The 13,964-nt window shown below is 58.8% G+C and carries 13 protein-coding genes; 9 read left to right on the forward strand and 4 right to left on the reverse strand.

Features of this window, described 5'->3' with window-relative positions; genetic code table 11:
* The first annotated feature begins 186 nt into the window (after positions 1 to 186).
* The 4 genes from ACP5J3_RS05480 to ACP5J3_RS05495 are packed head-to-tail and all read left to right on the forward strand — an operon-like array spanning position 187 to position 4,836.
* On the forward strand, positions 187 to 1,983 hold the full coding sequence (locus ACP5J3_RS05480; RefSeq protein ID WP_428494750.1) for a DNA topoisomerase: 1,797 nt from the start codon (positions 187 to 189) through the stop codon (positions 1,981 to 1,983).
* A 3-nt stretch (positions 1,984 to 1,986) separates the two neighbouring features.
* The gene (locus tag ACP5J3_RS05485; protein ID WP_428494751.1) at positions 1,987 to 2,895 is read left to right on the forward strand and encodes a diphthamide synthesis protein; all 909 of its coding nucleotides are present in this window, start codon (positions 1,987 to 1,989) and stop codon (positions 2,893 to 2,895) included.
* Positions 2,896 to 2,916: 21 nt separating this feature from the next.
* Entirely contained in the window at positions 2,917 to 3,231 is a 315-nt protein-coding gene (locus tag ACP5J3_RS05490; protein WP_428494752.1) for a hypothetical protein, read from the forward strand.
* 39 nt (positions 3,232 to 3,270) lie between these two features.
* Positions 3,271 to 4,836 (forward strand): helicase HerA domain-containing protein, encoded by a 1,566-nt coding sequence (locus tag ACP5J3_RS05495; RefSeq protein ID WP_428494753.1) that lies wholly within the window; start codon positions 3,271 to 3,273, stop codon positions 4,834 to 4,836.
* 9 nt (positions 4,837 to 4,845) lie between these two features.
* Here ACP5J3_RS05495 and tuf read toward each other — a convergent pair whose 3' ends face one another.
* Positions 4,846 to 6,180, reverse strand: a complete 1,335-nt coding sequence (gene tuf / locus ACP5J3_RS05500; protein WP_428494754.1) for a translation elongation factor EF-1 subunit alpha — start codon at positions 6,178 to 6,180, stop codon at positions 4,846 to 4,848.
* A 251-nt stretch (positions 6,181 to 6,431) separates the two neighbouring features.
* Between tuf and ACP5J3_RS05505 the strand changes: the two genes are divergently transcribed.
* The 3 genes from ACP5J3_RS05505 to ACP5J3_RS05515 are packed head-to-tail and all read left to right on the forward strand — an operon-like array spanning position 6,432 to position 8,345.
* Positions 6,432 to 6,689, forward strand: coding sequence for a 50S ribosomal protein L34e (locus ACP5J3_RS05505; RefSeq protein WP_148682829.1), 258 nt, complete (start codon positions 6,432 to 6,434; stop codon positions 6,687 to 6,689).
* 2 nt (positions 6,690 to 6,691) lie between these two features.
* On the forward strand, positions 6,692 to 7,246 hold the full coding sequence (cmk, locus tag ACP5J3_RS05510) for a (d)CMP kinase (protein ID WP_014288779.1): 555 nt from the start codon (positions 6,692 to 6,694) through the stop codon (positions 7,244 to 7,246).
* 52 nt (positions 7,247 to 7,298) lie between these two features.
* Positions 7,299 to 8,345 (forward strand): FAD-dependent oxidoreductase, encoded by a 1,047-nt coding sequence (locus ACP5J3_RS05515; RefSeq protein WP_428494755.1) that lies wholly within the window; start codon positions 7,299 to 7,301, stop codon positions 8,343 to 8,345.
* Here ACP5J3_RS05515 and ACP5J3_RS05520 read toward each other — a convergent pair.
* From ACP5J3_RS05520 to gatE, 3 genes are read right to left on the reverse strand one after another with little or no spacing between them, the layout of a single operon-like run.
* A complete protein-coding gene (locus ACP5J3_RS05520; protein ID WP_428494756.1) occupies positions 8,342 to 9,052 on the reverse strand; it encodes a fibrillarin-like rRNA/tRNA 2'-O-methyltransferase in 711 nt (236 codons plus the stop codon). The genes ACP5J3_RS05515 and ACP5J3_RS05520 overlap by 4 nt on opposite strands.
* A gap of 40 nt (positions 9,053 to 9,092) precedes the next feature.
* Positions 9,093 to 10,358, reverse strand: a complete 1,266-nt coding sequence (locus ACP5J3_RS05525; RefSeq protein WP_428494757.1) for a C/D box methylation guide ribonucleoprotein complex aNOP56 subunit — start codon at positions 10,356 to 10,358, stop codon at positions 9,093 to 9,095.
* A 21-nt stretch (positions 10,359 to 10,379) separates the two neighbouring features.
* A complete protein-coding gene (gatE, locus tag ACP5J3_RS05530; protein ID WP_428494758.1) occupies positions 10,380 to 12,206 on the reverse strand; it encodes a Glu-tRNA(Gln) amidotransferase subunit GatE in 1,827 nt (608 codons plus the stop codon).
* 27 nt (positions 12,207 to 12,233) lie between these two features.
* Here gatE and rsmA point away from each other — a divergent pair, with 27 nt between their 5' ends.
* Complete coding sequence (gene rsmA / locus ACP5J3_RS05535; RefSeq protein ID WP_428494759.1) at positions 12,234 to 13,010, forward strand: 16S rRNA (adenine(1518)-N(6)/adenine(1519)-N(6))-dimethyltransferase RsmA; 777 nt, start codon at positions 12,234 to 12,236, stop codon at positions 13,008 to 13,010.
* A gap of 28 nt (positions 13,011 to 13,038) precedes the next feature.
* A complete protein-coding gene (locus ACP5J3_RS05540) occupies positions 13,039 to 13,902 on the forward strand; it encodes an MBL fold metallo-hydrolase (protein WP_428494760.1) in 864 nt (287 codons plus the stop codon).
* Positions 13,903 to 13,964: the final 62 nt, after the last annotated feature.

Genomic DNA, 13,964 nt, shown 5'->3' on the forward strand with positions numbered 1-13,964 from the left:
GTACTGCACGGGCGGGGACGGGAGAGGCGGCTGTGGAGGTAGAGGTTGCGGAGGAGGGGGCTGCCGCGGCGGAGGCCTTCTCAAAGGCTTCTCCTGATCCTTATCGTCGATAGCCATAGGCACCCCCACGCCCCGTTATATAAAGGTTTCCCACAAGATCTTATATAGCCCGGTCCTGTACATAATGTGATTTTGATAGTGGCTGAGAAGCGCTCGGTGGCTCAAGCCATCGCGAAGTACCTAGGCAGGAGCTACAGAGTCCAGAGGATACACGGCGTACCCGTCTACAGCTTTAGCTACGGGGGGAGGGAGGCCGCGGCGCTGGGCCTCAGCGGACACATAATGGACTTCGACTTCGCCGCGAGGCAAAACGTGTGGACGTGGCTACCCCCCGAGGAGCTCTTCAACGCCACCCCGCTCCTCGTCGTGAGGAGGGAGGCTCTTGACTACGTAAAGGCGCTTAGGGCGCTGGCGGCCAAGGCCGACGAGGTCTACCTAGCTCTCGACGCCGACGTGGAGGGGGAGGCCATAGCATACGAGGCGGCTCTTGTGGTGAGGTCGGTGAATAAACGCGCGCCGATACGCCGAGTCCTCTTCAACGCCGTGACGCCGCGGGAAATAACGGCGGCCTTCCAGAGGCCTACGAAGCTAGACCTCAAGAAGGTGGAGAAGGTATTCACCAGGATGCAGATAGACCTAACCCTCGGCGCCGCCTTCACCCGATTCCTAACCCTAGCCGTGAGGGAACACCTCGAAAGGGGCCAGTTTCTCAGCTACGGCCCCTGCCAGACGCCGGTCCTGGGGATGGTGGTGACTAGGGAGCTACAGAGGAGGAACTTCAAGCCCGAGAAGTACTACGTGTTGAAGGCCCTGGTGGAGGTGGAGGGCCACAGGATAGAGATGTCTGCAGACGTTCGCTACAAGAGTAGAGAAGAGGCGGAGAGGGCGGCCGCCTCGGTGAGACACGGCGTTGTGAAAACCGCCCTCTACAAACCCCACGAGGTGGAGCCCCCGGAGCCTCTGGAGACCGTCGAGCTCGAAAGGAGAGCAAGCCGCTGGCTTGGGATAAACGCTAAGAAGACGCTGGACATCGCCGAGGAGCTTTATAGAGCGGGCTACATCTCCTACCCCAGGACCGAGACCACCATATACCCACAGACCCTCGACCTCCGTGAAATCCTCCGCGAGCTTGCGGAGACGGAGCACGGCCCCTACGCCGAGGAGCTTTTGAGAAGAGGCTTCAAGCCGACGCGTGGAGACTCCGACGACGGCGCCCACCCACCCATTTATCCCACCAAAGGCGCCACAAAGGCGGAGATCATGAAGATCTTCGGCAAGGCGGGGGCCCAGGCCTGGGCCATCTACGACTTCGTCGTGAGGCATTTCCTCGCCACGCTGAGCCCCCCGGCTCTGGTGGAGAAGCAGAAAATAGTTGCGGCCTTCGGCGGAGTCGAGATGTACGCAGAGGGCCAGAGGGTGATGAGCGAGGGCTACTGGAGGATATACCCATGGGAGAGGCAACGCGACAAGTCTCTGCCCCGCGTCTCCCCCGGCGCCCCCGCCCGCGCCATCAAAGTCGAGGTGGTGGAGAGGGAGACGGAGCCTCCGCCCCAGATGACCGAGTCCGAGCTACTGGCTCTAATGAAGAAGTACGGCATAGGCACAGACGCCACGATGCAAGACCACATCCACACCAACGTCAAGAGGGGCTACATGAAGCTGGCCAAGGGCAGGTGCGTGCCGACAGACCTCGGCATAGCCCTAGCCACCGCTCTGTTCCAGCACGCCCCGGAGCTCATAGAGCCCACAGTCAGGGCGAAGATAGAGGCGGCTCTAAACTCAATAGTCAGAAACGGCACGCCGCCCTCTAAGCTCATCGCAGAGGTGAAGGCAGAGTTTAGAAACTATTACGAAAACCTAAAAGCGAGGCGGGAGGAGATAAAAAGGGCGTTGCAAAACGCTTTAAACACACATCGCCAGTAAAGCGTGGACGTGGAGATACACCCCATCGCCTGGACCGCCGACAGAGATACATTAATAGAGGCGCCCCCCGGCTTCAAGTGGCTCGCCGCCGAGATAGCCGCCAGGACCGGCGCCGCCGTCTCCGGGAGACCTGTCTGGGGCAGTTGTGACGTGAGGATAGACCCCCGCTACAGGAGGATATTCCACCTAGGACACGGCGTCCCCCCCAACATAGCCCACCTACTCCAGAAAAACCTGGGAGCACGCGTGGAAAAGCTGGGAGAAGATCTATACCGCCTCGAGGCCGGGGATGCCGAGGTATACTTTATACCTGTCTACTACCGCCCACCCCCCGCCCTGCCCAAGCCCGGCGCTTCTGGCAAGCTCTACTACCCAGTTCCCTACCGGAGGATTGCGGAGGCAATTCACAGAGAGACGGGGCTACCCACGGCCCGCGATCCCATCACAGGCTGCTGGGTGGGGGAGCCCCCGGGCGAGGTGGCGTACGTAGTGGCCACAGGCCTCTTCTACCCCCTCACACTAAAGCTATTCTTCCCAGAGGCCCGCGTCTACCAGATAGATCCCTTTAGAGGCGAGGTGAGGGACGTGGAGCCCGACTTCGCGAGAGTTATGAAGCTCAAGGCCAAGGCCCACCTCGCCGAGCCCCGCAGAGCCGCCGTATTGGTATCGACTAAACCCGGCCAGAGGCAAGACGACAAGGCCCGGGAGCTCGCCGCCAGGGGGCTAACTGTGGTAGTTCTAGATGAGGCCGCGCCTGAGTACATAGACGACTTACAGTTCGACCTCGTTGTAAACACCGCCTGTCCACGCATAGGTATAGACGACCTCGACAGAATCAGAACCCCAATTCTAAACTACTACGAGTATATACACGGAAAGCTGGACCCAAGGCTCGCGGCGAGACTACTTTAAAACAAACCTCTACCCAAAACCGTGCCTAGGTTTAAATGCCCTGTCTGCCACCGAGAGATAGAAATCAACATAGACCCCAGTAAGAAGCCCGCCGGGGGGCTGTACGAGGTATTTATACAACATATGGATCACTTCATCAAGGCGTATATAGACCTTGAGGGATTTGTAAGAAGGGCCTTCCCAGTGGAGCACGTCTACATAGCCGAGCCGCCTCTCTACACCTTAAGAATATACGAAGACAAGGCCGAGATTGTTGATAGTAAAGGCCATATATACATCACAGACCCCGCCCCCTTGCTGGAGGCTATAAAAAAAAGTCGCCGAGTATTAGGGTAATGTGACCAGGGCTATATAAACCCACGCCTTGTACACACAGTGGATAAAATAGGCGTAGTTATAAAATCCACATCTATATACCACTACATATTTAAGCCGTTTAGAGGGGTAGATCTAGACGTCGGTAGCTTCGTCGCGACGGAGATAGACGGGATACGCGTAGTATCCCGCGTCACCGCCATTAGACATAGAAACGCCACGGCAGACCCACGCCTCATCGCCCAACTCGACGAAGAGGCAACAGTCCGAGAGGTAAAAGAAACCCTGGGCATAGAGGAGGCTCTCTTCTATACAGAAGCCAAGGCCGCCATCCTCGGCGCGAGGCTGGGCGGCAGAATATACCGGCCGCAAAAGCCCGTCAAGCCCTTCACCTATGTATACAAGACAACCACCGAGGAGCTGAAACAGTTCTTCGCCCCACCCCAAGAGGGGACCTACATCACCGTAGGCCACATAAAGGGCACAGACATACCCGCCTACATAAACGCCGAGAGGCTGGTTACTCACCACTGCGCGATACTGGCAAGCACGGGCGCCGGCAAGAGCTGGCTGGCAGGCGTCATAATCGAGCGCCTCGCCCTCCTCGACGTGCCCATAATTGTGGTGGATCCACACGGCGAATACTCCGCCATGTCGGTGCCTGCCACAGAGGAGGGGAGGGCGGTCGCCGAGAGAGTCAGAATATACGTCGCCGGGAAGGTGGACGTATCCCCCCAAGACGAGGCCTTCGCCAGGAGGTACGGCAGACAGAGAACCTACACGCGAGTCGGCGTAAACCCGCGGAGCATACCCCTACGCACATTAGAGAGGCTACTAGACATGCTCTACACGCTGACAGATGCCCAGAAGAGGATACTGGAGGAGGGCTGGCAGGCAACCACCAGCTACGGAGAGAAACAGCCGCTCACCACCGTAGAGGAGCTGATTCGTGAAATTCTGGAGGGGGGGAGGCACGCGGCGCCCCCCGGATACGCCGGGGAAATGGCCCTACGAGGCCTCGAAGGCAGGCTCAGATCTCTCTTCTACAGTAGCCCAATATTCCTCACGAAATATGGAGACGCCTACCAGGGAGAGCCGATAAAACTCATAGACCCAGCCGCCTACCTAACCACCCCGGCGGTGCACATATTCGACATATCCGGCCTAGAGGGCTTGGACCAGCAAATCTTTCTCACAGTCCTCCTCGACCAGCTCTACAGGACGGCCACCAAGAGGCGCAACCTGGCCACCCTAATAGTCATAGAAGAGGCGCATAACTACGCCCCAGCCGCCTCCACAGCCCTCGCCAAGACCCACATCGCCAAGATAGCTAGGGAGGGTAGAAAATTCGGCCTAGGCCTCTGCCTAATAACACAGAGACCTGCGAGACTAGATCAAGACGTCGCCTCCCAAGCAATGACGCAGATCTTTAAACGCATGATAAACCCACACGACCTCAAATACGTAGCCACAGTCGCAGAGCACCTCGACGACCCAAGGCCGCTACGCACACTAGACGAAACAGAGGCGGTAGTAACCGGACTCTCGGTGCCAGCACCCCTACTTATCACAGTAGACAAGAGGTGGACAAACCACGGAGGGACAACCCCAGCCCTAAAAAGGTAACAAAAGAAATTACTTAATCTGTACCTGCGCCGGCTTGACCTCGATTATCTGACCAGCGGCGATGGTCCTACCCATGTCGCGGAGGGCGAAGCGGCCCAGCGGCGGGAAGTCGCCAAACTTCTCCGCCACCACAGGCTTCAGAGGCTTAATCTTCACAATAGCCACGTCGCCCTGCTTAATAAACTGCGGCTTCTGCTCCACAGCCTGGCCCGTACGCGGGTCGAGCTTAGACACCAGCTCGGTGATCTGCACAGGCACAGTCGCCGTGTGTATGTGCATCACCGGCGCGTAGCCCGGTCCGATGGCCGTGGGGTGCCACAGAATAACAACACGGGCAATAATCTCCTCAGCGACCGTCGGGATGTTGTCAGGCTTACCCAACACATCTCCACGCTTCACATCCTCCTTCGCAATACCCCTCACGTTGACACCAACGTTGTCACCAGGCTGAGCCTGCTCCAGCTTCATATGGTGAGTCTCGATAGAGCGCACATCGCCAACCTTGGCAGGCGGAACCACGACAACCCTATCACCCACTTTCAACACCCCAGTCTCAACCCTACCCACCACCACGGTACCTGCGCCAGTTATGGAAAAGACGTCCTGCACCGGCATCCTAAGCGGCTTGTCCGTCGGCCTCGGAGGCGGCTGGAACGTGTCGAGAACCTCGAGAAGAACGGGGCCGTTGTACCAAGGCGTGTTAGGCGACTTAGACTTGATATTGTCCCCCTTAGCGGCGCTCACCGGAACGAAGTTAATCTTACTGGGGTCGTACCCCAGAAGCTTTAGCAATTTGCTCACCTCGCCCTTGACTTGCTCATACCTCTTCTGGTCGTAATTCACCACGTCCATCTTATTCACAGCCACCACAATCTGCTGGATACCCAACGTCCTGATGAGGAACAGATGCTCCCTACCCTGGCCCTGGGGGCCGATGGCCGCCTCGAACTCGCCAGGCCTCGCCGATATTACGAAAAGCGCGGCGTCCGCCTGGCTGGCGCCCACAATCATATTTTTAACAAAGTCTCGGTGCCCCGGCAGGTCTATAATTGTAATAAATAGTTTGTTCGTCTCGAAGCCGACGTGCGTCGCCTCGATAGTCACGCCGCGCTCGCGCTCCTCCTTAAATCTGTCAAGTATCCAGGCGAAGGCGAAGTCCTCCTTACCCATCTTCTTAGCCATCTCCTCAATCTCCTTAAACGCCTTCTCATCTACATAGCCAGTCTCGTAAAGCAGGCGCCCTACGAGCGTCGACTTTCCATTATCTACGTGCCCTACCACCGCCAGGTTTAGGTGCGGCTTCTGTAGAGCTGTTGGTTTAGGTGGCAGTACTATAGCCGGCATAAGCCGTGGTTATCCACACTCTTATAAACTTTTCGAAACCAAACCCCGCCGCACGTTGCCCAGCCAGCCTCACCCCGCAAAGCCACTGTTTTTTAAAGCCGATCAGGATCGCCCCAGGCGCCGCGTTTACACCCCGCCCAGCAGAGCCGCCATTCGCCGAATCGTCTTAGGTGCGGCTGTAGAGTTGCCGTATCTGCTGAATTGATGGCCCCAGTGGGGAAATTTTTTAAAGTATGTAGTTCGTGGGGGTTATGCCGAGGCCGGCTCACCGCTCTCGAAGCGTTAGGCGGATAAAGAGGAAGACGCCCGGCGGCCGCACAGCTGTACGCTACGAGAAAAAAGCCAAGGGCGTGCCTAGGTGCCCCGTCACTGGCTTGGCCATCGGCGGGATGGATAAAAAGATCTACAGGTTTGGCGTAAGGGTGAGGGCGCCCAGTAGGCCCTACGGTGGTGTTTTTTCACACAAGGTCTTGGCAAGAGGGCTGAGGCTGGCGGCGAGGGGGCTGTAGTAATGGTTGTAGTTGCAGTTTCTGGACAACCTGGTAGCGGAAAGACCACCATAGCGAGGGAAATAGCGAGGATCCTGGGCGTCCCCCTCGTATCGTCGGGCACTCTCTTCAGAGAGATGGCTACAAAGATGGGGATGGACCTAATAGAATTTCATAAATATGCAGAGGCGAACCCCGAAATCGATAAGAAAGTCGACTCCCTGGCGGTGGAGAGGGCCAAGGCGGGGGACGTGGTGCTGGAGGGGCACCTCACGGCGTGGGTCGTGAGGCCCTACGCCGACGTGTGTATATATCTAAAAGCTTCGCTAGAGACGCGGGCCCGGCGCGTCTCTCTTAGAGACAAGAAGAGTTTCGAAGAGGCGCTGAGAGAGGTGACTGAGAGGGAAGAGCTGAATAGAAAGAGGTACCTCTCCATCTATGGCATAGATATAAGAGACCTTTCAATTTTCGACTTGGTGCTGGACACCTCTCACCTCTCTATAAACGACGCGGTGAGGATTAGCCTAGATTTTACCTGCACCTCTCTCAATATAAAATACTCCCGGAGAATTTGTTGAGATAGGCTAGAGTTGTAAACATGTATTAATACCCGAGTTTTTACGCAGAGACATGCGGTTTCTACTGAGGTGCAGACCAAACACCAAGAAGCCGCCCACCGGCAAGAAGGTGGCTATAATAGGCGCGGGGCCTGCGGGGCTCGGAGCCGCCGGGGTGTTGCTGTGCAACGGCCACGAGGTCCATATATACGACGCCCTGCCGGAGCCCGGGGGCCTCCTCATATTCGGCATACCGCCTTTCAGAGTCCCGCGGGAGGGCGTCAGGGAGGGGGTAAAGGAGCTGGTAGACGCAGGTGCCAAGTTCTACACCTCCACCTTTGTCTACTGCGGAGAGAAGCCGCGGGAACACGAGGCACTACTCCTAGTAAAAGAATTTGTAAATCTGGAGGAGCTAGTCAATAAATACGACGCTGTGGTGATAACCACAGGAACTTGGAGAAGTAGGTCACTGGGTGTACCTGGCGAAGGGCTCCCCGGCGTATACAAGGCACTCGACTACCTGTTTAGGATATACTCCAGCCAGCTTGGATACCTGCCGAGAGAAAAAGTGTACCCAACGGGGAGGAAGGTTTTGGTGGTAGGCGCCGGGCTCACAGCCGTAGACGCGGCTCTCGAGGCTAAGCTCCAGGGCGCCGAGAAGGTGGTTGTGGCTTACCGGCGCACTATAAACGAGGCGCCCGCGGGGAGGAAGACCATCGAGACAGAGCTGACAGCCAAGGGCATTGAGTTTAGGGAGCTGGTCAACCCCGTGGCTTTCCTAGGCGCCGGGAGGCTTGAAAAGGTGAGGTTTATACGGATGCGGCTTGGGCCGCCTGACAAGTCGGGTAGGCCAAGGCCGGAGCCCGTGCCCGGTAGCGAGTTTGAGGAAGAATTCGACACGGCGCTGATCGCCGCCGGCGAGGAGCCCACCCCACCTGGGAGCTGCCTGGGGATCGAGTTCAATCCAGACGGCACTATTAAGGTGGACGAGAAAATGATGACGACGCGGCGTGGGGTTTTCGCAGCTGGGGACGTGGTTACGGGGCCCTCCCTCATCGGCAAGGCGCTTGGCTCAGGGATGAGGGCGGCGCAGTACGTAGACGAGTTTTTGAAGTCTTAAGACTTCTTTTTCGCGATAACCATCGCGTGGGCCGTGTCGTACGGCTCTAGGTGGACTGTCTCAAGTATGTCAAACCCCCTCTCCTTTAGTGTGTTTATCTCCTGCTTAAAGGTCTCAGTGGCAGGCGCCGTGACGTCGATACTCATGGCCTTGATCACCAGCATGACGTGGCCGCCCGGCTTTAGGAAGTAGTCGGCGTTGTCCGCCAATATCTTAGCCTGGGCCGGCTGGGCCACGTCTATATACACCACGTCTACCCCCTTGACGTAGTGGGCGTACTGGTAGGGAAATCTGGCATCGCCAAGTATGGGGATTACGTTTCTCCTCCCCTGATCCACAAGCTTTTCCATGAACTCCCTAAAGACGCGGGGGGAGAACTCCACCGAGTATATCAAGCCCCTCTCCCCCACAATGTCGCTCATGTGGCTGGGGGTGGTGCCCGAGGCCGCGCCTAGGTAGAGGATGTGGGTGCCCTCGGCGATGGGGACGAACTTCAGACCGTTTAGAATAGCCGCGGCCAGCTTTGAGCGGTAGGGGTTCCACTCTCTGTACTCCAAGCCACCCCACTTAATAAGCCTCTCCCCGTAGACCCTCTTCCCCGGAGTCAGGTTCACAGTGGCGATCCTCTCCGTGCCGTCTTCAAACTTGACGATATACACGCCGTAATGACGCTCGTGAGGTCTCACGTCTACCACTTCAATAGACATAGGAGCTGGGCAACCCCGTTGTTTATATACTTAACGCGGGCTAGCGCCTCCCCCTCTCCCTTCTTGGAGGAGGCCTCTTCTCGCCGCCTTTCTTAGGCGGTGGAGGTGGGGGCGGCGTCTTGGCGGCTGGCTGCGTGGGGGCCTTGGGGGGCGGCTTGGCGTATAGAGTCTTAACCTCCTGTATCCTCTTTAACAACTCCTCCTTGAGCCGCGGCGCTATGAAGTTGCCGGTGAAGGCGTCGGCCTTAGCTGCTATGGCCAGCTTAGCCGCCAGGGCCCTGGCTATCTTCCCCCTCTGCCAACGCGGGGAGCGGAAAATCTCCGGGTACTGGAAGATGACGCCGTGTTTCGGCGGCTTGCCCCCGGTCCTCAACGCCCTGAACAGCGCCTTCTCGGCGCCCAGCACCTGGATCGTCGAGGCGGGTAGAAACGCCATTCTTGTGAGGCCGCCAGCCAGTTTTATCAACCTAGCCCCGAGGAGCGGGCCAACCAGCTCTCTTACGTTGGGAGCCACCTCCTTCATCGCCTCGTCGATGTAAGTGGCTAGCTTCTCCCTATACGCGTCTAGGTTTAGATATATGTCGGCGTATATCTTCAACTGCTCTAAATCCCAATCAGACATTTCGGCTCCGATGCTCTTCTTGGCCGACTCCACAATTCTCTTTGCCCTTTCCTCAGGCATCTCCGGGAGAATCTTCTTCAAGGCGTCCTCCGCTATCCTAGATCTGTGTCCTATGTGGTACACAATTGTGACGTACTCCTTATTGTCTCTAATCAACTCCTCAAGCTCTGGAAAATGTAGCCCATACCACTCCCTAATCCTCGACGCTATTAAGTTTAGTATTTTATCCACGTCGTCCAGCGTGCTGATCGCCTGGGCAATAAAGAGGTCGCGCCTCTCCACCGCCTGCCTCAGCTTCAGCCTGGTTACCAAGTCGCTGACCTCGAAAAGGAACTTCTGGTATTCATCCCACGTGAGCCCCAGAGCGCCTAGATACTTCGGGAAGTTCCGCCTAAATTCGACGAGTATGTGCGAGGGGCTCTCGCCGACTATCTCAACGCCTTTCACCGCCGCCACCAGCTTGCGGGCCAGCTCGGGGTCCTCCAACACCACCTTTTCCGCCCTCGGCTTTATTCTCTCAATGAGTTTGACAATTTCCGGCACGTAGTTTGACTTCTCCAGCTCCATAAGCCGGGCCGCCACTACGTCGGGTTTCTTCTCGTAGAGCTCTTTGTCCACGACGTTGCCGGCTTCGTCAAGGGCGAAGAAGCCCAGCACGTCCGTTGCTATGTAGATTTTCGCCATCGACGCCTTTAAAAGAGATACTTAAAAATGTAACTCAGAAAGGGCGCGCTTCACGTCCTCCACATCCACCCTCCCTCTGTACCTCCGCATAACCTCCCCCACCACCTTCTCTCTGCTTACCTGACGCGCCACCTCCTCCACAATTTTCTTAACCTCTTCGTAGGGCAGACGTACCAGGCCCAGCCTCTTCGCCGCCTCCTCGGCTGACTCCCCAGGCCTCATCCCCCGGAGAACCTCCTCCACAGCCTCCTTCGTTATGACTCTCCTATCCAGGGCCTCCAGCACGGACTCGATCTTGGCGTCTGTAACCTCCACCCCCTCCCTCGCCAGGGCCCTGGAGGTGTTTACAAGCATGTTGGCTATCTGTTGCGGCGGCACCTGCTTGTACCTCCCGACGTACTCGTCAAACTTCTCCAACTGAGGCGACTTTATCAGCTGGAGGGCGAGATCTCTGCTGAGCCCCATAGACGTAAGCTCCCCAAGCTTGGCGTCTAGAGTCGTCCTGGCGATTTCCTCAGCCTTTTTCAAAATCTCGAAAGTGATCTTAACGGGGGGCAGATCCGTCTCCGGGTACATCCTAGCCGCGCCGGGCCTCGGCCTGAGAAATCTCGTAGTGCCGTCGGGATTCGCCGCCCTCGTCTCCTCCGGAACCCCCCTCGGCGCCGCGTTGAGCCTCTCCACGACGACTCTAGCCGCCTCCATCAGCTCCGCCTCTTCCACCCCCATCAGCAGTACGAAGCTCTCCACGCCGGCCCTCGCCGAGACTTCCCTCACCTCCTCTGCAGATATGCCGTAGCCCGGGAGCTCGTCGCTGTGCAGAAGGCCGCCGAGCTCAGTCCACGCCCTCACGTAGTCCGCGAGCTCCGTGCCGAAGCGCCGGCCCGGCTGGACCTCGAAGCCCAGCAACTTCTGGAACCCAGGCGCCTTCACAGCCACAACTCTCCCGCCGGCGTCCAGCACCCTCTTCACCAGCTTAGACTTCGTGCCGGCAAACGCCTCAGTCACGTCGGCAACCGAGAGCTCCACCTTATCCACTCCCCTTCTCCTCAGCTCCTCGGCGATTTTCAAAAGATTTAGCTGCCGCTGGGCCTCGTAGTCGATAACCTTGGGTATAAGGGCCAGGTCCGGCACCCCCTTGATCTCCGTCTTGGCGCCGCCGGCGATAGACACGTTCACGTCCTGCCTCACTGTGCCCACCCCCCTCCTCGCCCTCCCCGTGATCTTGACGCTGTAGCCAATTATCCACGCCACCTCCTCCACCTGCTGCGGCGTGTAGGCCATAGGCTCCGTCGCGATTTCAATAAGCGGGATCCCGAGCCTATCCAGCCTGTAAACGACGGTCTTCCCTTCCTCAGACATCTTCCTAGCCGCGTCCTCCTCCAGCGCAATCGTCTCAACACCAATGTCGTAGCCCAGGATCTTGGCCCTCCCCCCATAGGCCACCAACATGGTCCGCTGGAACCCCGAGACGTTGGAGCCGTCAACTACGGTTTTACGCATGACGTGGATCTCGTCGAACAGTTTGGCGTTGAAAATCTTCGCCACGGCCACCGCCGTCGCCAGGGCCTCCTCATCTGGGGAGTGAGGCGGCTCCTCGTCCAGCTCCACCAGACAGGTGGTGTCCCTGTACCCCTCGTAGATGTACCTCCTCCTCTTGCGCACCTCCCAAAGCACAGCCGGGTCCACCGCCCCCAGCTCGCTCACAGATATGTGAAGCCTCCTCTCCAGCCTAAAATGAGGCTCGTCATCCCTCAGCACCGGAGCACAGTGGCAGAAGAGCTTGCGCTTTGTCTGTAGCTGGATATGGATTTCGAGACCCGTCTTGAGGCCGATAGCTCTGTAATCCACGTGCTGTGTAGATTGACGAGCTTTTTTATGCTTATTGGTGTGGCGGCCAGCTCTCTGCGGGAGGCGGCAAGGGATGCGGGGTGTGTGGCTATATATAGGTGGGTTATAGAGGGCGTGGGGAGGAGGCGCCTCTCGCAACACTTTCTCGTGGACCCCTCGGCGGCTGAGTACATCGTCTCTCTGGTGCCCCCGGGGCTGGACGTCATTGAGGTGGGGCCGGGCAGGGGGGCCCTGACCTTCCCCCTCGCCGCGAAGTCGAGGAGGGTGTACGCCATTGAGCTCGACCGGGAGCTGGCTGAGTGGCTGAGGCGGGTGGCGCCCCCGAACGTGGTGGTGATTCAGGGGGACGCGCTTGAGGTGGAGTGGCCGCATGCGGATTTCTTCGTGTCGAACATCCCCTACGCGGTGACCTCGCCGCTTCTGCTGAGGCTGGCGAGCCGCAGGTTGCCGGCCGTCGTGACGGTGCAGAGGGAGGTGGCCCACCGGCTGGCGGCGGCGCCGGGGAGCGGGGACTACGGGAGGCTGACCGTAGCCGTACGTTGCCACTACGACGTCGAGGTTCTGCGGGTGTTGCCTCCCCAGGTCTTCGCCCCGCCTCCGAAGGTGTACTCCGCCGTGGTTAGACTAACGCCGAGGGCGCCGTGTGTAGAGGATTTCGAGGGCTTCCAGCGCTTCACCGCGTGGCTCTTCTCGGCTAGGAGGAAGACCCTGCGGAGGCTTGGGCTGTCCCCCTCCACTAAGCGGGTGTACCAGCTGTCTCTCGAGGAGATTGTGGAGCTGTTCAGAACGTCGGCGGGACATTAAGGATTTTACCCCCCTCGCCCCCTCCCCCGTGCCTCTGCTTAAACTAGTGTTTCTGGGGACCGGCGGCGCCGTCCCCAAAGCCGATCGTATGCTCCCCGCCATATACATGGAGGACTGGCTGGGCCACAGAGTGCTCCTAGACGCGGGGGAGGGTGCCCAGTACCGCCTGTTGCAGATCGGCGTGTCTCCCCCCTCCCTCACCATGGTCGCCGTCACCCACATGCACGAGGACCACACGCTGGGCCTCCCGGGGCTGGTCATAACCAGCAGATTTCTCGGGGGGAGGCTCAAGGTGCTGGCGCCGAGGACGGCACACGGGGTGTTGGAGAGGCTGGGGGTGGAGGTCGGCGACAGCCACGTGGAGGAGCGCTTCAAGGCCACGTGCGTCGAGGTGTGCCACACCGTCGACGCCTGCGGGTGGCTTTTCGAGTGGGATGTGGGGTATAAGCTGGACCTATCCAAAGTGGAGGGTCTTCCCAAGTGGGCCTTGACGGAGTTGATAAGGGGGAGGCCGGTTGAGGTGGGGGGGAGGGTGGTGACGCCCGAGGAGGTGGCCGACCCGGCCCACAAGAGGTTTAGGCGCCTCCTCTACACGGGCGACACGGCGCCGTGCCCCAAGATGTGGGAGGCGGTTGGCAACGTAGACGTCTTGATCCACGAGGCCACGTTTGCAGACGACGTGGACCCGGCCAAGGCCCACGACGAGGGCCACTCCACGGTGAGAGACGCGGTGGAGGCGGCGAAGGCGCTGGGGGCCTCGGTGCTGGTCCTAACCCACATCAGCGCGAGGTACCCCGACAAGAGGCGGCACAGGGAGCTGGCCTCCCGGGTGGCCCCCCCGCCCCACGTATACGTGCCGGAGGACTTCGAGACTCTCCTCGTCAAGCTTTGACGGCTACGTATACCACCGTGGTGGAGAGGGGGGCTAGGGGCTTTAGGAGGTCTAGTTTTTCA

This window comes from Pyrobaculum sp. (assembly GCF_049971835.1).
Taxonomy (GTDB): domain Archaea; phylum Thermoproteota; class Thermoprotei; order Thermoproteales; family Thermoproteaceae; genus Pyrobaculum.